The sequence below is a fragment of the Methylomagnum ishizawai genome (genome assembly GCF_019670005.1).
GTDB lineage: Bacteria > Pseudomonadota > Gammaproteobacteria > Methylococcales > Methylococcaceae > Methylomagnum > Methylomagnum ishizawai.
Genome location: NZ_AP019783.1, coordinates 4274716 through 4297773, shown reverse-complemented (window position 1 = coordinate 4297773; position 23058 = coordinate 4274716). Strand labels below are relative to the sequence as shown.

Annotated in this window: 21 protein-coding genes; 13 read left to right on the top strand and 8 right to left on the bottom strand. The window is 62.5% G+C overall.

Annotated features, from left to right (window positions below):
* Positions 1-12 precede the first annotated feature (12 nt).
* Genes K5658_RS19370 through dapC form a run of 3 tightly spaced genes read right to left on the bottom strand, consistent with a single transcriptional unit; the run spans position 13 to position 3060 of the window.
* Positions 13-666 (bottom strand): DUF3226 domain-containing protein, encoded by a 654-nt coding sequence (locus tag K5658_RS19370; protein WP_221064708.1) that lies wholly within the window; start codon positions 664-666, stop codon positions 13-15.
* The gene (locus tag K5658_RS19365) at positions 666-1850 is read right to left on the bottom strand and encodes an AAA family ATPase (protein WP_221064707.1); all 1185 of its coding nucleotides are present in this window, start codon (positions 1848-1850) and stop codon (positions 666-668) included. Before K5658_RS19365 ends, K5658_RS19370 begins: the two co-directional genes overlap by 1 nt.
* A 10-nt stretch (positions 1851-1860) precedes the next feature.
* A complete protein-coding gene (dapC, locus tag K5658_RS19360) occupies positions 1861-3060 on the bottom strand; it encodes a succinyldiaminopimelate transaminase (RefSeq protein WP_221064706.1) in 1200 nt (399 codons plus the stop codon).
* A gap of 355 nt (positions 3061-3415) precedes the next feature.
* Here dapC and K5658_RS19355 point away from each other — a divergent pair, with 355 nt between their 5' ends.
* Positions 3416-3778 carry a hypothetical protein gene (locus K5658_RS19355; RefSeq protein ID WP_221064705.1) on the top strand — a complete coding sequence of 121 codons (363 nt, stop codon included), beginning with the start codon at positions 3416-3418 and terminating at the stop codon, positions 3776-3778.
* A 60-nt stretch (positions 3779-3838) separates the two neighbouring features.
* Here K5658_RS19355 and K5658_RS19350 read toward each other — a convergent pair whose 3' ends face one another.
* Positions 3839-5545 (bottom strand): proline--tRNA ligase, encoded by a 1707-nt coding sequence (locus tag K5658_RS19350; RefSeq protein ID WP_221064704.1) that lies wholly within the window; start codon positions 5543-5545, stop codon positions 3839-3841.
* A 204-nt stretch (positions 5546-5749) separates the two neighbouring features.
* Between K5658_RS19350 and K5658_RS19345 the strand changes: the two genes are divergently transcribed.
* The 3 genes from K5658_RS19345 to glk all read left to right on the top strand — a co-directional run bounded on the left by K5658_RS19345 (position 5750) and on the right by glk (position 7721).
* Positions 5750-6175 carry a secondary thiamine-phosphate synthase enzyme YjbQ gene (locus K5658_RS19345; RefSeq protein WP_221064703.1) on the top strand — a complete coding sequence of 142 codons (426 nt, stop codon included), beginning with the start codon at positions 5750-5752 and terminating at the stop codon, positions 6173-6175.
* Between the two features lie 13 nt (positions 6176-6188).
* Entirely contained in the window at positions 6189-6644 is a 456-nt protein-coding gene (locus K5658_RS19340) for a DUF411 domain-containing protein (RefSeq protein WP_221064702.1), read from the top strand.
* Between the two features lie 90 nt (positions 6645-6734).
* Positions 6735-7721, top strand: a complete 987-nt coding sequence (glk, locus tag K5658_RS19335) for a glucokinase (RefSeq protein ID WP_221064701.1) — start codon at positions 6735-6737, stop codon at positions 7719-7721.
* Between the two features lie 76 nt (positions 7722-7797).
* Here glk and K5658_RS19330 read toward each other — a convergent pair whose 3' ends face one another.
* The 3 genes from K5658_RS19330 to map form a co-directional block, all read right to left on the bottom strand.
* Positions 7798-8106 carry a DUF6763 family protein gene (locus K5658_RS19330; protein WP_221064700.1) on the bottom strand — a complete coding sequence of 103 codons (309 nt, stop codon included), beginning with the start codon at positions 8104-8106 and terminating at the stop codon, positions 7798-7800.
* A gap of 92 nt (positions 8107-8198) precedes the next feature.
* Positions 8199-10802: a [protein-PII] uridylyltransferase gene (gene glnD, locus K5658_RS19325; protein ID WP_221067043.1), complete on the bottom strand. Its 2604-nt coding sequence runs from the start codon at positions 10800-10802 to the stop codon at positions 8199-8201.
* A 10-nt stretch (positions 10803-10812) separates the two neighbouring features.
* A complete protein-coding gene (gene map, locus K5658_RS19320) occupies positions 10813-11616 on the bottom strand; it encodes a type I methionyl aminopeptidase (protein WP_221064699.1) in 804 nt (267 codons plus the stop codon).
* A gap of 235 nt (positions 11617-11851) precedes the next feature.
* Between map and rpsB the strand changes: the two genes are divergently transcribed.
* The 9 genes from rpsB (at position 11852) to K5658_RS19275 (ending at position 20370) form a co-directional block, all read left to right on the top strand.
* The gene (gene rpsB / locus K5658_RS19315; RefSeq protein ID WP_221064698.1) at positions 11852-12622 is read left to right on the top strand and encodes a 30S ribosomal protein S2; all 771 of its coding nucleotides are present in this window, start codon (positions 11852-11854) and stop codon (positions 12620-12622) included.
* Between the two features lie 115 nt (positions 12623-12737).
* A complete protein-coding gene (tsf, locus tag K5658_RS19310; RefSeq protein ID WP_221064697.1) occupies positions 12738-13625 on the top strand; it encodes a translation elongation factor Ts in 888 nt (295 codons plus the stop codon).
* A 90-nt stretch (positions 13626-13715) separates the two neighbouring features.
* Positions 13716-14444: a UMP kinase gene (pyrH, locus tag K5658_RS19305; RefSeq protein ID WP_221064696.1), complete on the top strand. Its 729-nt coding sequence runs from the start codon at positions 13716-13718 to the stop codon at positions 14442-14444.
* Positions 14441-14998 (top strand): ribosome recycling factor, encoded by a 558-nt coding sequence (gene frr / locus K5658_RS19300; protein WP_221064695.1) that lies wholly within the window; start codon positions 14441-14443, stop codon positions 14996-14998. The genes pyrH and frr overlap by 4 nt, the downstream gene beginning before the upstream one ends.
* A gap of 165 nt (positions 14999-15163) precedes the next feature.
* Positions 15164-15922 carry a polyprenyl diphosphate synthase gene (uppS, locus tag K5658_RS19295; protein ID WP_221064694.1) on the top strand — a complete coding sequence of 253 codons (759 nt, stop codon included), beginning with the start codon at positions 15164-15166 and terminating at the stop codon, positions 15920-15922.
* A 55-nt stretch (positions 15923-15977) separates the two neighbouring features.
* A complete protein-coding gene (locus K5658_RS19290) occupies positions 15978-17027 on the top strand; it encodes a phosphatidate cytidylyltransferase (protein WP_221064693.1) in 1050 nt (349 codons plus the stop codon).
* Positions 17028-17039: 12 nt separating this feature from the next.
* Positions 17040-18218 carry a 1-deoxy-D-xylulose-5-phosphate reductoisomerase gene (gene ispC, locus K5658_RS19285; RefSeq protein WP_221064692.1) on the top strand — a complete coding sequence of 393 codons (1179 nt, stop codon included), beginning with the start codon at positions 17040-17042 and terminating at the stop codon, positions 18216-18218.
* Between the two features lie 11 nt (positions 18219-18229).
* The gene (gene rseP, locus K5658_RS19280; RefSeq protein WP_221064691.1) at positions 18230-19591 is read left to right on the top strand and encodes an RIP metalloprotease RseP; all 1362 of its coding nucleotides are present in this window, start codon (positions 18230-18232) and stop codon (positions 19589-19591) included.
* 29 nt (positions 19592-19620) lie between these two features.
* Complete coding sequence (locus K5658_RS19275; RefSeq protein ID WP_221064690.1) at positions 19621-20370, top strand: DsbC family protein; 750 nt, start codon at positions 19621-19623, stop codon at positions 20368-20370.
* Positions 20371-20450: 80 nt separating this feature from the next.
* Here K5658_RS19275 and mutS read toward each other — a convergent pair whose 3' ends face one another.
* On the bottom strand, positions 20451-23030 hold the full coding sequence (mutS, locus tag K5658_RS19270; RefSeq protein ID WP_246628508.1) for a DNA mismatch repair protein MutS: 2580 nt from the start codon (positions 23028-23030) through the stop codon (positions 20451-20453).
* Positions 23031-23058 lie beyond the last annotated feature (28 nt).

Genomic DNA, 23058 nt, shown 5'->3' with positions numbered 1-23058 from the left:
CTCTGTGCTTACTCAGGTGGATAATGCTTGTGGTGATTGAATAAAAAGGTTTTTCAGCCATGCGATGAGGCGCTGAGCGTCGGGCGCATTGGCGTCGAGATAACGGGCGGTAATCGCTTGGCCCAAGGGTTTTCCTGGCTCGTATTGCCAAGCTAGCCAAGTGTGGATGTGGGCTTTGCTGCGGTCTTGGTCGGGAAATCTTCCGGGGGAATTGGGCAATAGCGCTAAAGCATGGGCGGCATGATTCCATAGGGAATCGCTCTCTGGCACAAGGAAGGCGATGAAGTCTTCGAGTTCTCCCGGTAGCCGGTTATCGGGCATGAGCCAAACACCGATGGTCGGTTTGCGGTCGTGAAGTAAAATCGTGCCATTTTGATCAGGAATTTCGGGAGGAAGATAACCCCATTTCGATAGGATCGAAGAGATTGCGGCCCAACGTGCTTTTAGATCGGTATCCGCATCGACAATGATGCCGATTCTTTGTCTGGATTGTCCGGCGATTTCGGCTTCCAGGGTTTCCAGGACGTTTTCGACGCCTTCCTTGTCGAGTATTTCAAAGGTTTCGGGCAGGTTGTGGTGTGCACACAGGCTTAGCATTACGTGAAGGTCGTTTTTGCCTTCCACCAATAAGATTTGTGGCAAGCTGGGTTTGGTTTTCCGCGCCATCAGCGTACCTCGACCCCTTGGCGTGTCGCCATCCCTAATAATCGCTCGTTATAGCTTTCGGCTTCGATGCCCGAGCCATCCCTTTTCCGCTGTAGGCGAATCAACATCGCTTCTTCGTTTTGGTCTTCGGCGGCGGCTTTTTGGAAGGCTTCCACGCAGTCCCAGCTATGGGTGGTGGCGAAGACTTGGATGTTTAGCCGTTTTGCTGTCTCGAAAATCATTCGCCAGAGATCGGTTTGTACCGAGTGATGTAAACCTATCTCGAATTCATCAATAAGTAAAAAGCCATTGCTTGTATTGGTTAGGGCTAATGCAATTCCTAATGCGCGGTTAACGCCTTCGCCTAATTGACCAAGTGGGACTGGCTCCGCTTCTTCTTGTATTTTTGCCATTGGATAGCGCTCTGTGCCATCAAAGTCGCTATCTCCTATGAAACTCATGCGTTCAATAGCGATACTTACTTTTTTGACAGCATTGATAACTTGATTTTCTGCATCAGTCAGAGAAATCCGATTCCACAGGCTTTCCATTTCTTGCATAGAAAGCCCTCCATACGGAATTAATAGAGTGTGAGCTTCTCGGAGTTTGTTCGATACGACGGTCCCCAGCTGGTTCTTTGGAAATAAACCGATATAAGGTTCGTGGGTATGAACGTTAGAACCAGGTTCGGTGCGGTACCAACTGAAAGTTATGTCGTACTGGATAATATCTTCAAGCAATGATGGCGATTCAACATCAATTGAATCCAAGGGTTTTCCTTGTGCTTGAGCTTTTATGCTATTGGCTTCTAGTTTAAAATTTATGCCTGAGCTTTTTGATTGAATGTATGACTCGGATTTATTGGTAAGCAGTTTGCGGTTAAAGAAAATATGACGCAGGGCTTTTGCCAGTTGTTGAGCTATGATTGGATTGGCGAATTCACTCCCATATGGAATGGTATCGCTAAAAAATATTGGGTTGTCTCTGGCGAAATGTAAATTTAATTCTCCTCGGTCAGTTAATAGTTTTTGAATTACTGAAAAATTAGCTTTTGTAATCAAAACTAATAGCGCTTCCAGCAAGCACGTCTTCCCCACACTATTCCTCCCCACAATCAAATTCACCCGCCCCAGCTTCTCGATCACCAGATGCTCGAAACAACGGAAGTTCTTGATTTCCAGGGAATCCAAGTGCAGGTCGCTCATGGCGGTGTCCTCATCCTAAAGTGCGGACGAACTCGGCGATGCGGTGCGCCGCTTCCACGCAATTTTCCAACGGCGCGACCAGTGCCATGCGCACATGCCCCCGGCCCGGATTGATCCCGTGCGCTTCCCGCGACAAATAACTGCCCGGCAACACCGTCACGTTCTGCTGGGCGAACAAGCCTTGCGCGAACGCCTGTTCGTCGCCCGGTGTGCTAGGCCAGAGATAGAACCCGGCGGGCGGCACCGCAACATCCAGCACAGTCTTGAGGATGTCATACACGGCGGCGAACTTGCGCCGGTAGAGATCGCGGTTGTCCACCACATGGGTTTCGTCGCGCCAGGCCGCGAGGCTGGCGTGCTGGACCGGCAGCGACAAGGCGCAGCCGTGATAGGTGCGGTAGAGCAGGTATTGCTTGAGGATGGCCGCATCCCCCGCCACGAAACCGGAACGCAAGCCGGGCGCGTTCGAGCGCTTCGATAGGCTATGGAACACCACGCAGCGCTCGAAACTGGTATTGCCCATGGCGTAAGCCGCGCCCAATAAACCGGGCGGCGGCGCGGATTCATCGGCGTAAAGCTCGGAATAGCATTCGTCCGAAGCGATGATGAAGCCGTAGCGGCTCGATAGCTCGATCAGCGTGCGCAGGGTGGCGGTATCGATCACCGCGCCGGTGGGATTGCCCGGCGAGCAGAGATAGAGCAATTGGCACCGCGCCCAAACCGCCTCCGGCACCGCGTCGAAATCGGGCCGATAGCCGTTCTCCCGCGTGGTGTTCAGGAAATACGGCTCGGCCCCGGCCAGCAGCGCCGCGCCTTCGTAGATTTGATAGAACGGGTTCGGCATCAGCACCAAGGGCCGTTCACGCGGATCGACCACGCATTGCGCGAAGGAAAACAGCGCCTCGCGGGTGCCCGCGCAGGGCAGCACATGGCGTTCGGGATCGACCGCGCCCGCGGGTAGGGCGAAACGCCGCGCCAGCCAAGCGGCGATGCCTTGCCGCAATTCGGGAATGCCCTTGCTGGCCGGATAATTCGTCAGGCCACCCAAATGGGCGATCAAGGTTTCGGTAATCAGGGCCGGGGTGGGGTGTTGCGGTTCGCCGATGGACCAGGCGATATGGGCTTTGTCGGCGGGCGGCGCGATGCCGTGTTTGAGTTGCGCCAGTTTCTCGAAAGGATAGGGCTGTAGGGCTTGCAGGTGCGGATTCATGCCGATGATTTCTGGGTTTTCCAAGGGCTCGGATATAAGCGGGGCATAGTATAGGGGATGCGGGGTGGGGTTCCAATGGCAAGGGCCGGTGCCTGGATTATGTGGGGGGATGCCCGGTATGTCTGCCGGGGTTTGGAATCCGTGCGCTCCTTGGATTTTTCGGGCTCGGTGGGACAAGCCTTCCCGGCGGTGCGGCGGTTGTTGTCGGATCGTGGCAAGTCGGACGCCCAAATTGTGTTATGGTGGGCGCGGCGGATCTGAGGCGGGAGATATGGAGCCGGGACAATCTTGCCGGACTCCTAGTGTCCCGCGCCGTCCGCGCGGTATATTCATAACGCCAGATATGGGAGTCGATATGTATAGTGTTGATTTGAAGAATAACTATAGCCTCGCGGTATTCATGGACGATGGCAACCGCCTCATCGGCCCGCATGAGATATTTCCGGGCTGGGGAACCCATCGCTTGAATATCAGGGGAATGGGGGATTTGGCGTTTTTCGACCTGGGGGATTATAAGATAGCCAGGTTTACCAATAAGGATATTCCCTGGACCCTTTATACCTGGGGTGGGTTGATCCGCTATCGGGGACAGGAAGCGTATTTCCGCTATGAAGGCAACGGCGTCGTCAATGTCGAACTGGACCGCTGGGGCGGGGTCAAGCTGAACTTCCCGCAGGGCGGCATGATGGTCCGCTTGGAGGATTTGGTCGTGGTCTGAGCCGGGCCGCGGGCGGAAGGGTACGCGGCGCGTACCCTTCCTGGGTTTTGGGCGGAGGGATTAGAGGCCCAGTTTGGACAACAGGAACGGCAATACCTCGTCCAGCGCGATTTCGATGGCTTCGGCGTCGCGGCGGCCCTTGTACTCGGCGCGGCCCTTTTCCAACAGGCGGTCGCTCAGCACCACCCGGTGCGGGACGCCGATCAATTCCAGGTCGGCGAACATGACGCCGGGCCGGGCCTTGCGGTCGTCCAGCAGCACGTCGAAGCCCTTCTTGCGTAGCACGCCGTAGAGATGCTCGGCGGCTTCTTGTAGCTTGGGCGAGGTGTGCATGTTGATGGGCGCGATGGCGATCTGGAACGGGGCCAGGGCTTCCGGCCAGAGGATGCCGCGCTCGTCGTGGTTTTGTTCGATGGCGGCGGCGACCACGCGGGACACGCCGATGCCGTAGCAACCCATGATGAGGACTTGGCTGGACCCTTTCTCGTTCAGCACCGTGGCTTGCAGCGCCTCGCTGTAGCGGGTGCCGAGTTGGAAGATATGGCCGACTTCGATGCCGCGGGCGATCCGCAAATGGCCCTGGCCGTCCGGGCTAGGGTCGCCCTCGGCCACGAGGCGCAAATCGGCGACCGGGGGCAGGGCGGCGTCGCGGTCCCAGTTGGCCCCGGTGTAATGCTTGCCGTCCTGGTTCGCGCCGCAGACGAAGTTCACCAGATTGGCCGCGCTACGGTCCGCGAACACAGGGATCGAAAGGCCGATGGGGCCGAGCGAACCGGGGGCGCAACCGGCGGCTTCCCGGACTTCGGCGTCGCTGGCGAATTGCAGCGGATAAGCCACGCCTTCCAGTTTGGTGGCCTTGACCGGGTTCAATTCGTGGTCGCCGCGCAGCAGCAAGGCCACGACCCCGCCTTCGGCCCCCTTGACCAGCAGGGTCTTGAGGCAACGGCCGGGCGGGACCTTCAGGAAGGCGCTGATTTCCTCGATGCTGTGCTGGCCGGGCGTGTCCACCAGGGCCAGGGTTTGCGGCTCCTCGGCGGGCCGCGGCAGGGCCAGGGCTTCGGCCATTTCCACATTGGCGGCGTAATCGCTGGCGTCGGAGAAGGCGATGGCGTCCTCGCCCGAATCGGCCAGCACATGGAATTCATGCGACATGCTGCCGCCGATGGCCCCGGTGTCGGCCAGCACCGGACGGAATTGGAGGCCCAGCCGCTGGAAAATGCGCGTATAGGCCGCGTGCATCTGGTCGTAGGTGGCTTGCAGCGATTCCTTGTCGAGGTGGAAGGAATAGGCGTCCTTCATCAGGAATTCGCGGGCGCGCATCACGCCGAAACGGGGCCGCACTTCGTCGCGGAATTTGGTCTGGATTTGGTAATAGTTGACCGGAACCTGCTTATAGCTCTTGAGTTCGTGGCGCACCAAGTCGGTGATGATTTCCTCGTGGGTCGGACCCAGGCAGAACTCCCGTTCGTGGCGGTCCTTGAGGCGGCACAGTTCCGGGCCGAATTTCTGCCAGCGGCCCGATTCCTGCCACAATTCCGCCGGCTGCACGGCGGGCATCAGGACTTCCAGGGCGCCGGCCCGGTCCATTTCCTCGCGGACCACGGTTTCGACCTTGCGCAGTACTTTCAGCCCCAGGGGCAGCCAGTTGTAAAGCCCCGCCGCCAGTTTGCGGATCAGCCCGGCCCGGAGCATCAGCTGGTGGCTGACGATTTCGGCGTCGGCGGGGGTTTCTTTGAGGGTGTTGAGCGGGAATTGACTGGTACGCATGGTGCAACGGCTTGGTTTGGGGCGGAATGGATCGGCTATTGTAGCCGTTGGCGTCGCGGCGCGTCAGCTAGGCCACCGCCGGAACGGCCCGCGACGCGGCCCGGAGGCCGCGCCCACCGGCGGAAGCCGGGGCCGGGCTTGCATTCCGGGCGGCGATGTGGTCTTTTCCGCGTGGAACCTCAAGCATCCAGTGTCGAAGCGATTATGTGGCTGCAAAAAACCATCGTCCTGAAATCCCGGCCCCGTGGATTCCACCTCGTCACCGAGGAACTGCTGGCCCAAACCCCTGAAATCCGGCGGCTCCGGGTCGGCCTGGCCCATTTCTTCATCCAGCACACCTCGGCCTCCCTCACCCTCAACGAAAACGCCGACCCCAGCGTGCGCCGCGATCTGGAAACCCATCTGCGCCAGCTGGTCCCGGACGGCGCCTCCCATTATGTCCACCGCCTGGAAGGCCCGGACGATATGCCCGCCCATATCAAGGCCAGCCTGTTGGGCGCGGCGGTGTCCATCCCCATCGGCGAGGGCGGTTTGCAACTCGGGACTTGGCAGGGCATCTATCTGGGGGAACACCGCGACCACGGCGGGCCGCGCTCGGTGGTCGTCACCCTGAACGGGGAAACCTTTTAACTCGGAACCGGCTATGAAACCCTATCGATCATTGTTGTGGGCTTCGGCCCTGATGGCTTCCGCCGCGCTGGCGGGCGAACCGGCCCCGCCGGTGGAGATGACCGTCTACCGCAGCCCGACCTGTGGTTGCTGCGGCAAATGGGTGGCGCAGATGCAAACCCAGGGTTACGCCATCAAGGACGTGGTGACCGACGCCGTGGATAAGATCAAGGACGGGCGCGGCGTGCCCGATAATCTGCGCTCCTGCCATACCGCCTTGGTCGGCGGTTATGTGGTCGAGGGCCATGTGCCCGCCGCCGATATCCGGGATTTGCTCGAGCGCAAGCCCAGTACGGCGGGGCTGGCGGTGCCGGGCATGGTGGTGGGCAGTCCCGGCATGGAGATGGGCGATAGGAAAGCGCCCTACGATGTCGTGGAGTTCGATCAGAAAGGCGGGGTACGGGTCGCGCATGAGTACCGCCCGGATTGATTCCCGCGCCCAGGCGGCGGGCATCTTAACAGGACGGGGCGGTCCGAGACCCCGCCATTCCATAACCATTCTCGAGAGGGGAGCGCAATCATGCTGTTAGCCGGCGATGTGGGCGGGACCAAGACGGTCCTGGCCCAGTACGAAAAAAGCACCGAGGGCTTGGAGCGGGTCCGCGAGCGGCTCTATCCCAGCGCGGACTATGCCTCCTTGGACGAGATCGTGGCCGATTTCCTCAGCGACCAGAGCGTGCCCTTGGAGGCCGCGTGCTTCGGGGTGGCGGGGCCGGTGATCGATGGCCGCTGCTACACCACCAACCTGCCCTGGACCATCGACGAACGCTCACTGGCGGCCACCACCGGCGTGGGCCGGGTCAAGCTGCTGAACGATTTGCAGGCCATGGCCCTGGGGCTGTTGCGCCTGGGACCGGAGGAATGGGCCGACCTCAATCCCGATGCCGAACCCGCCACCGGCAACCGCGCCGTGCTGGCCGCCGGTACCGGCCTGGGCGAGGCCATCCTGTACTGGGATGGGATGAACTACCACCCGGTGGCGACCGAGGGCGGCCATACCGATTTCGCGCCCAACGATGCTTTGGAAGATGGCCTCTTGGCCTATCTCCGCGAAAAACTGGGCGGGCATGTCAGCTATGAGCGCATCCTGTCGGGTCCGGGCATCGCCAATATCTACGCCTATCTGCGCGATAGCGGCCATGCCCCGGAGTCGCCGGAACTGGCGGCGGCGCTGGCCGACACCGACGACCCGGCCCGCGAAATCAGCCGTTGCGCCATGGAGCGGGGCGACGCCCTGGCGCGGGCCAGCTTGCGCGTGTTCGCCCGCATCTACGGGGCCGAGGCGGGCAATCTGGTGTTGAAGTGCTTGGCGCGGGGCGGGGTGCTGATCGGCGGCGGTATCGCCCCCAAGATCCTGGCCGCGCTGACCGATGGCGAATTCATGGAAGGTTTCTGCGCCAAGGGGCGGTTCGCGGGCTTCATGCGGACGGTGCCGGTGCGGGTGGCGCTCAATCCCAGCACGGGGCTGTTGGGGGCGGCGGACTACGCGGCGCGGTGTTTGCTGTAGGCGCGGAGGGCGCGGCTATCGACACCCAGGGCGTCCATGGACGCCCTTTTGTTTTGCTTGCGATTGCGGCGGAAGCTCAGTCGTCGTCCCGGCCGTCCAGCCAATCGTCCAAGGTCAAGCCTTCGGGCTGGTGGCGGTCGGTGTCGGAATAGCCCAAGTCGTCGATCTCCATATCGTCGAAAGCCGCCGTCGCGTCCTCGGGGGCTTCGACCGGGACCAGGGTGGATTCGCGCCAGGACGCGAAATCGAAGCTATCGATATCGCCGCCGTCGAGTTGGATATCGATGGATTCGTTCTCGTCGTCCACCGCGACCACGCGGAAGGTCCGGCCGGTCTCGGTGTCTTGGAACCACTGTTCGGGGGTGGGGAGGAATTCGGTGGGCATGGTTTACACCTCCGGTAGGGTGGACTGGAGGCCGTCCCCGGTCGGGCGCGGGGAGGGCTGGTCCGCATCTTTGGCGCTAGTCACCGCGCTTGTCAATGGGAGCCGACCAGGGCCACGATGCAATCCCTGAGGATTTGGCGCTGGGATTCCTGGCGCAAGGGACGGTCCCCGGCGTCGGTGATGTAGAAGATGTCCTCGGCCCGGCTGCCGATGGTGGAAATCTTGGCGTTGTAGAGCCGGATGCCGCAGCGGGTGAAGGCCCGGCCCACCTTGGACAGCAGGCCGGGCCGGTCGGTGGCGACCAGTTCCAGGATGGTGTAGCGGTCCTGCGGGTCTTCGTGGAAATACAGCTGGGTGGCCACGGTGAAGTGCTTGATCTGGCGCGATTCGCGGCGCTGGACCTGGATCGGCGCGTCCCCCGGACGCCCCAGGCATTCCCGCAGCTTGGCGCAAATCTGCACCTGCCGGAATTGGTCGCGGATCGGCTCGCCGGTTTGTTCCAGGATGTGGTAGCTGTTCATCACCCGTCCGCCGCCCGCCGTGATGATCTTGGCGTCGAAGATGGTGAGGCCGAGTTGTTCCAGGACCGCCGTGCTGTGGGCGAAGATGAAGTCCTGGTCCTGGGCGTAGATGAAGATTTCGGCGCTGCCCCGTTGGCTCACGGGGCGCAGCAGCACCAAGGGCAGGTCTTCGGGTCCGCAGAAGCTGATGGCGACCGTGTGCCAGGCGGCTTCCTCCGGCAGGTAGCGCAGGAAATATTCGTCGTTCAGGGTGTTCCACACCCGCTCGACGATGGGCTCGGGGATGCCCAGCTTATGGAGCAGGGCGCGGCTCTCGGCCTTGACCTGGGCGATTTTCTCGGCTTGTTCCAAGGGCTTGGTCAGGCCGCGCCGGAACACCCAGCGGGTGGTGAGGTAAAGCTCCTTGAGCAGGGCGTCCTTCCAGGAATTCCATAGGTTCGGGTTGGTGGCCCTAATATCCGCCACGGTCAGGAGGTAGAGATGGTCCAGCGTGGCTTGGCCGCGCACGGCGGTGGCGAACTGGTGGATGATCTCGGGATCGTTGATGTCCTTGCGCTGGGCGGTCATCGACATGATCAGGTGGTGTTGGACCAGCCATTTGATGAGTTCGGTGTCGCGGGCGGAAATGCCGTGGCGCAGGCAGAATTCCTGGGCGATGGTCGCGCCCAGGGTCGAATGGTCCTCGCCGCTGCCCTTGGCTATATCGTGCATCAGGGCGGCGATGTAGAGGATTTCCGGTTTGGGGATCAACTCGAACAGCTCGGTGCAGAGCGGATGGTCGGCGCGGTATTGCGGCAGGGAGAACCGGCGCAGGTTGCGGATCACGAACAGCGTGTGCTCGTCCACCGTGTAGACGTGGAACAAATCGTATTGCATCCGCCCGACCACCCGCCCGAAGGGCGGTAGGTAGGCGGCCAGGACGCCATAGCGGTTCATGCGCCGCAATTGGCGGGTGATGCCGGTCTTCTGCCGCAGGATGGACATGAACAAACGGCAGGCTTCCGGGTTGCGGCGGAAATCCTCGTCGATCAGATAAAGGTGCTGGCGGATCAGGCGGATGGTGGAGGCGCGGATGCCTTGCAGGCTGGTGTTCTGTTGCAGCAACAGGAAAATCTGGAGCAGCGCGAGCGGTCGCTTGCGGAACACGCCGGGGTCCAGCACCTCGACATAGTTGTTGACCGCCTGGAAATTCTCGTTGATCGGCAGGATGATGAAATCCTCGTCGCGATGCAGGCCCACTTCCTTGAACAATTGCAGCAGCATTTCGTTGAGCCGCTCCAGGCCCATCACGGTGCGGAAATAGCGCTGCATGAAGCGCTCCACCGCCACGTTGATATCGGGGTCCATATAGCCGAATTGGCGGGCCAGTTCCTTCTGGTACTCGAACAGCAGCCGGTCTTCGCAGCGTTTGGTGAGGACGTGCAGGGCGAAGCGCACCTGCCAGAGGAAATCCTGGGCCTGGGCCAGTTCGGCGTATTCCGCCTCGGTCAGCCAGCCTTGGCGTAGCAAGTCCTGCAAATTGCGGCTGTTGTAATGGCGCTTGATGATCCAGCCGATGATCTGGATATCGCGGAGCCCACCCGGACCTTCCTTGATATTGGGTTCGAGGTTGTAGGCGGTGTCGTGGTATTTGGCATAGCGGCCCGCCTGCTCGGCCATCTTGGCTTCGAAGAATTCCTTCGAGGGCCAGATATGCTCGGGACCGAGCCGCGAGGCCAGCGCTTCGAACAGCGCTTCCCGTCCGAACAATAGCCGGGCTTCGGTCAGGTTGGTGATGATGGTTTGGTCGCGCTCGGCGGCTTCCAGGCATTCCTCCACCGTGCGGACGCTTTGGGCCGGTTTCAGCCCGATATCCCATAGGAAATTGAGGAAGCCGGTCAGCGGTTGCTGGTAATCGCGGTGGGTGATGGGGTCGGGCGGTTCCGGCGTGTCCAACAGGACCAGGATATCGATGTCGGAATGGGGATGCAGTTCGCGGCGGCCATAGCCCCCGACCGCGACCAGGGCCAGGCGCCCGGCCAGGGGGCCGAGGAAGCGGTGCCAGCAATCGATCAGGATTTCGTCCAGGAAGTCCGAGCGGAGGCGGATCAACTCGGCGGCGGGGGTGCCGGCCCGGAACCAATCGACGAGTTCCGCGTGTTTGCGGCCTAGGCGGTCTTTGTAGGTTTTAATCAGGCCGGGGAGGTCAGGTGCCGGTTGATTTGAGACGGTCTTGCTTAAACGATTCAGCCTCTTCGCGGCGTAGGGTCAGGATTTCGTGGCCTTGGGCTGTCACCAGGAGGGTGTGTTCCCATTGGGCGGATAGGCTGTGGTCCTTGGTCACGGCGGTCCAGCCGTCGGGCAGGATTTTCACATAGCGTTTGCCCAGGTTGATCATCGGTTCGATGGTGAAGATCATGCCCGGTTCCAGTTGGGGGCCGGTGCCCGGCTTGCCGTAATGTAGGACTTGGGGGTCTTCGTGGAATTCCTTGCCGATGCCGTGCCCGCAGAATTCCTGCACCACCGAATAACCATGGGATTCGGCATGGCGCTGGATGGCATGGCCGATATCGCCCAGATGGCCGCCGGGCCGAACCTGCTGGATGCCCAGGTACAAGGCTTCCTGGCACACGCGCATCAAGCGCTTGGCCCGGAGCGGCACCTCGCCCACCCCGAACATCTTGCTGGTGTCGCCATGGTAGCCGCTTTTGATGACGGTGATATCGATATTGACGATATCGCCGCTCTTCAGTTTCTTGGGGCCGGGGATGCCGTGGCAGACCGTGTGGTTGACCGAGGTGCAGATCGATTTGGGGAAGCCCCGGTAGTTCAAGGGGGCCGGGATCACATGCTGCACATTGACCATGTAGTCATGGCAGATTTGATCCAACTCCTCCGTGGTGACGCCGGGGACGACGAAGGGTTCGATCATGTCCAGCACTTCGGCGGCCAAGCGTCCGGCGTCGCGCATTTTTTCGATTTCAAGCGGGGATTTTAGGCTGATGCTCATGGGGTGGTGTGGGGGATATTTAATGTCGCACGCCCGCCGGGGTTGGGGGCCGGGGAAGGGGGCGCGGATTGTTGAAGAAAGACGAGTATGGTATAAAGCGCTGCTATTTTTGGCAATAACACACACATATCGTCACGTCCGGCAGGGTGCCCGCCTCGCGGTTTTAGACGCGGGAACGGGTTGCCGGTTCGGGATATGTGGAGGCTCAACCCACGCGAGAACTTAGGAGAACTCGATGTCGAACGTTACCATGCGTCAAATGCTGGAGGCCGGTGTCCACTTCGGCCATCAGACGCGCTATTGGAATCCCAAAATGGCCCCGTACATCTTCGGTGCGCGGAGCAATATCCATATCATCAACCTGGAAAAGACCCTGCCCCTGTTCAACGACGCCATGCGTTATTTGGAACAGGTGGCCGCCAACCGTGGCAAGATTTTGTTCGTGGGCACCAAGCGCACCACCCGCAAAGTGGTCGAGGAAGAAGCTTCCCGTTGCGCCATGCCCTATGTCAACGCCCGCTGGCTGGGCGGTATGCTCACCAACTTCAAGACCATCAAGCAATCCGTGTCCCGCATGAAGGACCTGGAAGCCATGCGCGACGATGGCCGCTTGCAGCGCTTCAGCAAGAAGGAAGGTCTGGGCATGATGCGCGAACTGGAAAAGCTGGTGCATAACCTGGGCGGCATCCGCGATATGGACCGCCTGCCGGAGGTGCTGTTCGTGCTGGATGTCGGCTACGAGAAAAACGCCATCGCCGAAGCCCAGAAATTGGGAATCCCGGTGGTCGGCGTGGTCGATACCAATAACAGCCCCCTGGGGATCGATTACATCATCCCCGGCAACGACGATTCCATCCGGGCCGTACAGTTGTATGTGCAGGCCGCCGCCACGGCGATCCTGCAAGGCAAGGTCAACACCCCGGACATCGGCACCGAAGACGAATTCGTCGAGATGGCGGCGGAAAGCGAAACCCGCGTAGAGGCCGAAGTCGAGGAAGCCGACTGAGCCGAAGCCGGGCTTGCCTAGCTCCGATTCAAACGCCTCCATCAGGGGGCGTTTTCATTAAGTGAATATGAATGCGCCGACTATCGCGCAATCAACCAAGAGAGGTTCGGTTTAAATGGCCAATATCACTGCCGCAATGGTTAAGGAACTCCGCGAGCGCACCGGCTCCGGGATGATGGAATGCAAAAAAGCCCTGACGGAAGCCGACGGCGATATGGAAGCCGCCATCGAAGCGATGCGCAAATCCGGGCTCGCCAAGGCGGACAAGAAATCCGGCCGCACCGCGGCGGAAGGCTGCATCTGCGTCAAGCTGGGCGCGGACCAAAAGAGCGCCGCCATCGTCGAAGTCAACTGCGAAACCGACTTCGTCGCCAAGGGCGATGATTTCATCGCCTTCGCCAACAACATCGCCCAGTGCGCCCTGGATTCTTCCGCCACCACGTCGGAAGAACTGCTGGCCGTGGCGATTCCCGCCACCGGCGTCAGCATCGACGACACCCGCCGCGAACTGGTCGCCAAGATCGGCGAGAACCTGGCCTTCCGCCGCTTCGAGCGCTATGTCTCCGACAATGGCATCGTGGTCAGCTACCTGCACGGCACCCGCATCGGCGTCCTGGTCGAGCTGGTCGGCGGCACGGTGGAACTGGGCCGCGACATCGCCATGCACATCGCCGCCAGCAAGCCGCTGAGCCTAGACGAATCCGGCATCCCCGCCGAAACCATCGCCAAGGAGCGCGAAATCGCCAAGGCCCAGGCCGAGGCCGAAGGCAAGCCCGCCAACATCATCGAGAAGATGGTCGAGGGCCGGGTCCGCAAGTTCCTGGGCGAAGTGACCCTGTTGGGCCAGCCTTTCGTCAAGGACGACAAGCAGAGCGTGGGCAAGCTGCTGGCCGACAACAAGGCCAGCGTGGTCCGCTACGTCCGCTTCGAGGTCGGCGAGGGCATCGAGAAGGTCGAAAGCGATTTCGCCGCCGAAGTGATGGCCCAGGCCGGCCTGGCTTAAGCGGGTTGGGGACGGGGCGCGTTGCGGCCGGGCCGCACGCGCCCTTTCTTGCATGGGTACTTGAGTAGCACTGGAAACGGGACCAATCCGATGAGCGAGCCAAAATACAAGCGCATCTTGCTCAAGCTGAGCGGGGAAGCGCTGATGGGAAGCCAGGGTGGCGGCATCGACTCCCAGACCCTCCGCCGACTGGCGCGGGAGGTGGTCGATCTGTGCGAGTTCGGCGTGGAGGTCGGGCTGGTGATCGGTGGCGGTAATTTCGTGCGCGGCGCGGAAACGGCCTCCGAAGCTTTGGACCGCGTGACCGGCGACCATATGGGGATGCTGGCCACCGTGCTGAACGCCCTGGCGATGCAGGACGCGGTGGAGCATTTGGGGCGGCCCGTCCGGGTCATGTCCGCCCTCAAGATCAACCAGGTCTGCGAGGACTACATCCGCCGCCGGGCCATCCGGCACCTTGAAAAAGGCCGGGTGGCGATCTTCGCGGCGGGCACCGGCAATCCCTTCTTCACCACCGATTCGGCGGCCAGCCTCCGCGCCATCGAAATCAACGCCGACCTGCTCATCAAGGCCACCAAGGTCGATGGCGTCTATTCCGCCGATCCCATCAAGCATCCCGGCGCCCAATTTTATCCCCGGCTGACCTACGACCAAGCGCTGGACCAGCGCTTGAACGTGATGGACGCCACCGCCCTGGTGTTATGCCGCGACCACCGGATGCCGCTGCGGGTGATGAACATCTTCGAACCCGGCGCGGTGATGCGGCTGATGCAGGGCGAAGAAATCGGCTCCTTGATTGAAACGGGTGAACCCACATGATCGAAGACATCCAAAAACGCGCCGCCGAGCGCATGGGCAAGAGCATCGAAGCGCTCAAACACGAATTGGCGAAAATCAGGACGGGCCGCGCCCATCCCAGCCTGCTCGACCATATCACGGTCTCCTATTACGGCAACGACGTGCCGCTGAGCCAGACCGCCAATATCACCGCCGAGGACGCCCGCACCCTGACCGTGACCCCCTGGGAGCGGACCATGGTACAGGCCATCGAGAAGGCCATCCTTTCCTCCGATCTGGGGCTGAACCCGTCCAGCATGGGTACCGTGATCCGCGTGCCCATGCCGCCCTTGACCGAACAGCGCCGCAAGGATTTGGTGAAGGTGGTGCGCCACGAGGCCGAGAACGCCCGCGTCGCCATCCGCAACATCCGCCGCGACGCCAACAACGAACTCAAGGCCGCGCTCAAGGACAAGCAAATCTCCGAGGACCAGGAGCGCCGCAGCCAGGACCAAATCCAGAAGCTGACCGACCAGTACATCAAGGACGCGGAAAAAGTGCTGCAAGAGAAGGAAACCGATTTGATGTCCATGTGAACCGCCGGACCTGCAAGGTCCGGGTGGGTTCCGACATGCACGCCCCTAGCCTAGGGCGCTCCCCGGATGCCAAGGTGGGTTCGATCCGGGTCGGGTCCGGCTGGCGGGTTCCGGTTCCGGCCCCGCTGGCCGGGGCAATCCCAACCAAGGGTTCGTAAGATCGAGATGGATGTGTCCGCCGTTCCAAGCATTGACAACCGGCTGCCCCGGCATGTGGCGATCATCATGGATGGTAATGGCCGCTGGGCCAAACAACGTTTCCTGCCCCGCACCGCCGGCCACCGCGCCGGGGTCGGGGCCGTCCGCAAGACCGTGGAATATTGCTTGGCCAAGGGCATCGGGGCGCTGACCCTGTTCGCCTTCAGCAGCGAGAATTGGCGGCGTCCGGTCCAGGAAGTGTCGCTGTTGATGGAACTGTTCATCGCGACCTTGGAGCGCGAAACCCAGAAGCTCCACGAAAGCGGCGTCCGGTTGCGGGTGATCGGCGAGCGCGAGGCTTTCGCCCCGGTCTTGCAGGACAAGATCGCCGCCTCCGAAGCGCTGACCCAGGGCAACCGGCGCCTGGACCTCAACATCGCCGCCAATTACGGCGGACGCTGGGACATCGTCCAGGCCGCCCGCCGGATGGCGGAAGCGGTCGGGCGCGGCGAGATGCGGGCGGCGGAGATCGGCGAGGCCGCGTTCGCCTCCCATCTGGCCTTGGCGGAATTGCCGGAGCCCGATCTGTTCATCCGCACCGGCGGCGAGCGGCGCATCAGCAATTTCCTGCTCTGGCAATTGGCCTACACCGAACTGTATTTCACCCCGGTGCTGTGGCCGGATTTCGACGAGAAAGTCCTCGACCTCGCCTTGGAAGATTACGCCGGGCGCCAGCGCCGTTTCGGCTATACCGGCGAGCAGGTCGAGCAGTTCTCCCAGGCTTGAACGGGCGGCGTACCGCCAGCCCCAACGCCCCTAGCAACCTTCACACAAAACTCCCATGCTCAAGAATCGCATCCTCACGGCCTTGGCATTGACCCCCTTGGCGGTCCTGGCCATTTTGTACCTGCCCCCGGACGGCTTCGCCGTGTTCTGGGGAAGCTTCATGTTGGTTTCGGCCTGGGAATGGGCCGGTTTGGCCGGGCTGCCCAGTAATGCCCACCGCATCGGCTACAGTCTCGTGGTGCTGGCCTTCATGGTGATATTGCGCCTGACCGCCGCCGATTGGGCGCCCATCGAACTGCCGGGTTGGTTCTACTGGCCGGTGGTGGCCTGGTGGTTCGTGTGCGGCATGGCTTTCCGCAAGATTCCCGAACGGCTGCTCCAGATCGAATATCCCCTGGGCCTCAAACTGGGCCTGGGCATTTTCATCCTGCTGACGGCCTGGGCCTCGCTGACCTGGCTGCGGGTCAATTTCAGCCAATATCAAGTGCTGTACGTGTCGGCCCTGATCTGGGTCGCCGATATCGGTGCTTACTTCGTCGGCAAGCGCTGGGGCAACACCAAGCTATGCGAGGCCATCAGCCCCGGCAAGACCGTGGAGGGCGTCTATGGCGCTTTGCTGGCGACGGTGCCGTTCGCGGTGGCGGTGGGTTTCTGGAGCGATTTGTCCAGCGTGACCCTGACCGATTTCGTGGCCTTGTCCTTGGCCACGGTGATCGTGTCGGTGATCGGCGATTTGTTCGAGAGCCTGGTCAAGCGCATCCGTGGCGTGAAGGACAGCAGCAACATCCTCCCCGGCCATGGCGGCGTGCTGGACCGGGTCGATAGCCTGATCGCGGCGACCTCGGTGTTCTACGCCGGCTCGATGATGCTCAACATCTTCATCCAGCCTCCCGACAGCAATGTCGTGTTGGAATCGCCCATCCACATCGAGCAGGAAGTCCCCAGCCAATCCGAAGAAGGCGAAGGTCCGGCCGAACGGCCCGTGCCCATGGACCAAGGCGGTTTCGAGTCGCCCGGCCCGGAAGCCGCCGAACCGCCCGCCACCGAATCCGCGCCGGAACAGCCCCCGGCCCCGGCCAAACCCGCCGAATCCACCCATCCCTAGCGAGACCCCAACATGAAAGGCATCTGCGTACTCGGTTCGACCGGCTCCATCGGCGTCAGCACCCTCGACGTGGTCGGGCGGCATCCCGGCAGCTACCGGGTGGTGGCGCTCACCGCCAACCACAATGTGGAACGCTTGTTGGAGCAATGCCTGCGTTTCGAGCCGGATTACGCGGTGATGATCGACGAGCGGCCCGCCGCCGAATTGCGCGAGCGGCTGGCCAGGGCCGGGCAGAACAGCACCCAGGTGTTGAGCGGCAAAAAAGCCCTGGAAGACGTGGCGGTCTTGCCCGAGGTCGATTCGGTGATGGCCGCCATCGTCGGGGCCGCCGGTTTGCCGCCGACCCTGGCCGCCGCCAAGGCGGGCAAGACCGTGTTGCTGGCGAACAAAGAGGCGCTGGTGATGTCCGGTCCCTTGTTCATGGCCGAGGTGGTCAAATCGGGCGCGGACCTGTTGCCCATCGACAGCGAGCATAACGCCATCTTCCAGTGCATGCCCGCCCATTACCACGCCGGCCGCCCGGCCCCCGAGGTGCGGCGCATCCTCCTGACCGCCTCGGGCGGGCCGTTCCTGCGCAAGCCTTTGGAAGAACTCCATGGAGTCACCCCGGAACAGGCGGTCGCCCATCCCAATTGGGTGATGGGCCGCAAGATTTCGGTGGATTCCGCTACCATGATGAACAAGGGCTTGGAAGTGATCGAAGCCTGCCTGTTGTTCGGGATGCCGCCCGAGAAGGTGCAGGTGGTGGTGCATCGCCAGAGCGTGATCCACTCCATGGTCGATTATGTGGACGGCACGGTGTTGGCGCAGATGGGCAATCCCGATATGCGCATCCCCATCGCCCACGCCCTGGCCTGGCCGGGGCGTTTCGATTCGGGGGCCGAACCTTTGGATTTGTTCGGGGTCAGACAGCTTGATTTCGAACCGCCGGATTTCGAGCGCTTCCCCTGTTTGCGGCTGGCCTACGAGGCCGTGCGCGGTGGTGGCACCGAACCGGCCATCCTCAACGCCGCCAACGAGATCGCCGTTGCTTCCTTCCTGGAGGGAAGCATCCGCTTCCCGGCCATCCCCGACACCATCGCGTATTGCATGGACACCCTCCCGGCGGGCGCGGCGGACTCCATCGAGGCCGTCCTGGAAGCGGATGGCGCGGCCCGCGCGGCGGCCCACGATTACATAGCCCGGCTGTAGCCCCCAATCCCATGTTTTCGCTGCTCCATACGCTGTTCTTCTTCGTCGTGGCCTTGGCGGTCCTGATCGCCTTCCATGAATTCGGCCATTTCTGGGCAGCCCGCCGCCTCGGCGTCAAGGTCACCCGGTTTTCGTTGGGCTTCGGCAAGCCGCTGTGGGCCTACCAAAAATCCCCGGACGACACCGAATTCGTGGTCTGCGCCCTGCCTTTGGGCGGATATGTCAAGATGATCGACGAACGCGAGGGCGCGGTCGCTCCCGAAGACCTGCCCTTCGCCTTCAACCGCCAACCCCTATGGAAGCGGGCGGGCATCGTGGTGGCGGGGCCGGTGTTCAACCTGCTGTTGGCGGTCCTGATCTACTGGGGCGTGTTCATGCTGGGCGAGACCGGCCTCAGGCCGGTGCTGGGTCCGGTGGCGGCGGAAACCCTGGCCGGACAGGCCGGGTTCCGCGAAGGCGATGAAATCGTCGCGGTGAAGGGCGATCCCACCCCGACCTGGAATGTCGCCCTCGCCGCCGTGGTCGAAACCGCCGTCGAGGAGGAGCCGATCCAGGTCGAGGTCAAGGGCGCGGACGGGGCCGCCCGCGTCCTGGTGTTGAGGATTCCCCAGGAGGTGGCGCAGGAACCCGAGCAGCTTTATCAGAAACTCGGCTTCCGCCCCCACGAACCCGCCTTGCCGCCGGTCATCGACCGGGTCGAACCCGGCAGCGCCGCCGAAGCCGGCCAACTCAAGCCCGGCGACTTGATCGTCAGCGCCGACGGCACGGCGATCAAGACCTGGAAGGAATGGGTCGAATTCGTCCGCACCCACCCGGATGTGGCGATCCGCACCGTCGTCGAGCGCGGCGGCGTCCGCCTCGATCTCGGCATCAAACCCAAAGGCGTGGATTCCCCCGAAGGCCGGGTGGGCCGGATCGGCGCGGCGGTCAGGATGCCGGAGGACATGGAACAGTCGTTGCGGGCCGAATACCGGCTCGGCTTGTTCCCGGCCCTGGGCGCGGCCATCGACAAGACCTATGGCTACGCCGCCTTGACCTTGAAGATGATCGGACGCATGGTGGTCGGCAAGGCCAAGGTCGACAACCTCAGCGGTCCCATCAGCATCGCCCAGTACGCCGGGCAATCGGCCAGCGTCGGCTTCGGCCAATTCCTGAAATTCCTCGCCATCGTCAGCATCAGCCTCGGGGTGTTGAACCTGTTGCCGATCCCGGTGCTGGACGGCGGGCATCTCCTGTTCTATTTGATCGAAGGGGTCAAGGGCAGCCCGGTATCCGACCGGACCTTGGCGTATTGCCAGCAGGTCGGGATGTTCATCTTGCTGTGCTTGATGGTATTGGCGTTCTTCCTCGATATTGAGCGCCTGTTTAACTGACCGGGTTTTCCTAATTGTTTGGAGTTGCCATGAAGAGAATCATAAGCGCCGCCTTGCTGGGGTTGGGATGGATGTTGTCCGGCGCGGCCCAGGCCGATGCCAAGGCGGTCGAGGAGGCATTGAAACAGAACCTGCCCACGCTCAAGCCGGATTCGGTCCAGCCTTCGCCGATACCGGGCCTGTACGAAGTGATGATGGGGGCGAAGCTGTTCTATGTGTCGGAGGATGGGCGCTATCTGATCCAAGGCTCGATGGTCGATGTCAAGGACCGCAAGGATTTGACCGAGGCCAAGCTGGCCGGGGCGCGGCTCAGTTCGCTGGACAAGATGGGCGTGGGCCAGATGATCGTGTTCAAGCCCAAGACCACCAAGCATGTGGCCTATGTCTTCACCGATATCGACTGCGGCTATTGCCGGAAGCTGCATTCCGAGATCGACCAATACCTCGCCCAGGGCATCGAAATCCGCTACCTGTTCTTCCCGCGCAGCGGCCCCAACACCGATTCCTATTTCAAGGCGGTATCGGTGTGGTGCGCCAAGGACCGCAACGCCGCCTTCACCAAGGCCAAGAAGGGCGACACCCCCGAGCGTAAGGACTGCGACAACCCGGTGGATGAGCAGCTGGCCCTGGGCAATGCCTTCGGAGCCAACGGCACGCCGATGATCGTGACCGAGAAGGGCGATATCCTGCCGGGGTATGTACCGGCGGCGCAGTTGGCCAAGATCATGGAGCAGCAGGCGGCGGACCCGCCAGAACCGCAGGCCGCCGCCAAGAAATAACCGGCGGCGGTTTCCCGGATAACGGACGGGGCGGATAGGCTTGGCCTATCCGCCCCGTTCGCGTTTGTGGGCGACGGGTGTTATCCCTCCGCCAGCTGCTTCAACGCGAACAACACCTCCAAAGCCTGCTTGGGGCTGAGTTCGTCCGGTTCGATCTCCTTCAGCCTTTCCAGCGCCGGATGCGGCGCGGCTTCGGCGAACAGGTCCATTTGCCGGGAGTCGCGGCCCTTGGCCTTGGGCTTCTCGGCCTGGGCGTGCTGTTCCAGCGCGGCCAGTTTCTCCCGCGCCTTCTTCACCACCGTCTTCGGCACCCCGGCCAGCGCCGCCACTTGCAGCCCATAGCTCTGGTTGGCGGGGCCGTCCTTGACCGCGTGCAGGAACACCACGCCGTCCTTATGCTCCACCGCGTCGAGGTGGATGTTATAGACCGCCGGGCATTCGTCGGGCAGGGCGATCAGCTCGAAATAATGGGTGGCGAACAGGGTGAACGCCTTGATTTCCCGCGCCAGATGCTCGGCGGCGGCCCAGGCCAGCGACAGCCCGTCGAAGGTGCTGGTGCCGCGGCCGATTTCGTCCATCAGTACCAAACTGGCGGGCGTGGCGTGGTGCAGGATATGGGCGGTTTCGGTCATCTCCACCATGAAGGTCGAGCGCCCGCTGGCGAGGTCGTCGGAGGCGCCGATGCGGGTGAAGATGCGGTCGAAGGGGCCGATGATGGCGCTTTCGGCGGGGACGTAGCTGCCGATGTGGGCCATCAGCACGATCAGCGCGGCTTGCCGCATGGCCGTGCTTTTGCCTCCCATATTGGGCCCGGTGATGATGAGCATCCGACGCTCGGGTGATAACTCCAGATCGTTCGGCACGAACGGCGCGTCCAGCACGCTTTCCACCACCGGATGACGTCCGGCCACCACCCGCAGCCCCGGTTCCGCGCTCATCGTTGGTTTGCAAAAGCCCAAGGCGTCGGCCCGTTCCGCCAGATTCGCCAGCACGTCCAATTCCGCCAGGCCCGCCGCGCATTCCCGCAGCGCCTCCAAGCGGGTGCCGAGTTGCTCCAACAATTCGTCGTACAGGGCTTTCTCGAAGGCCAGGGCGCGTTCGCGGGCGCTCAACACCTTGTCCTCGAACGCCTTCAATTCCGGGGTGATGTAGCGCTCCACGCCCTTCAAGGTCTGCCGCCGCACATATTCGACCGGCACCTTGTCGGCCTGGGCGCGGGTCAGCTCGATGAAGAAGCCCTGCACCCGGTTATAGCCGACCTTGAGGTTCGCCAGCCCGGTGCGTTGGCGTTCGCGTTGTTCCAGTTCGGCCAGGAAGCGCTCGGAGTTCTGGCTAAGATCGCGCAAGGCGTCCAATTCCTCGTGATAGCCCTCGGCGATGACGCCGCCGTCGCGGATCAGCATCGGCGGATTCTCGACGATGGCGCGGACCAGCAGGGCGTGGATTTCCGGCTGTTCCCGGAGCGCCGCCCGCAGCCGGACCAGCAAGGGGCTGTCGAGATAGAGCAGCGCGTCCCGGAGTTCCGGCAACACGGCCAGGGCGAGGCGCAGCACGGTCAAATCGCGGGGCCGGGCCGATTTCAGGGCGATGCGCGAGACGATGCGCTCGACATCGCCCACCGCCCGCAGGATTTCGCGGATGGGCCGGAAATCCCCGGCGTCCGACAGGGCTTCGATGGCGGCGTGGCGTTCGGCCAAGGTATCGCGGTCGCGCAGGGGCCAATGCAGCCAGCGCCGCAACAGCCGCCCGCCCATCGCGGTCACGGTGCGGTCCAGCACGCCGTACAGGGTCAATTCGGCCCGGCCCGAGGGGTGGAAATCGATTTCCAGGTTGCGGCGGCTGGCGGCGTCCAACACGATGGTTTCGGCGCTGGTTTCGACCCGGAGGCTTTGGATATGGGGCAGGGCGCTGTTTTGGGTATCGCGGACATATTGCAACAAGCCACCGGCGGCGGCGATGGCGGCGGGCAGGCGTTCGCAGCCGAAGGCCGCGAGGTCGTGGGTGCCGAATTGGCGCAGCAGCAGATGGCGGGCGCTTTCGGTGTCGAAATGCCAGGGCGGGCGCTTGGCGAGGCCGCGCCGGGAAGCCAGCGCCGGGGGCGGGGTCCAATCCTCGCCGATGAGGATTTCGGCGGGGTTGAGGCGTTCCACTTCGCCGAGCAGGGCGGCGCTGTCCTCGATCTCCTGCACCACGAAGCGCCCGCCCGCGAGGTCGAGCGCGGCCAGTCCCAGGCGCGGGCCGATTTGGGCAATGGCGACCAGCAGGTTGTCGCGGCGTTCTTCGAGCAGGGCTTCCTCGGTGACGGTGCCGGGCGTGACCACCCGCACCACTTTGCGTTCGACCGGACCCTTGGCCAGGGCGGGGTCGCCGATTTGTTCGCAGATGGCGACCGATTCGCCCAGCTTAATGAGCTTGGCCAGATAGCCATCGACGGCGTGGTGGGGGATGCCCGCCATGGGGATGCGCTCGCCCGCCGATTCGCCGCGGGTGGTGAGGGTGATGTTGAGCAGCCGGGCGGCTTTGCGGGCGTCGTCGTAGAACAGTTCGTAGAAGTCGCCCATGCGGAAGAACAGCAGGCGTTCGGGGTGTTCGGCCTTGATGCGGAAGTATTGCTGCATCAGGGGGGTGTGGCGGGAGAGGTCGTTGGGGTCGCGGCTCATGGATATTCGGGGTGGGGGTGGGGCGCTG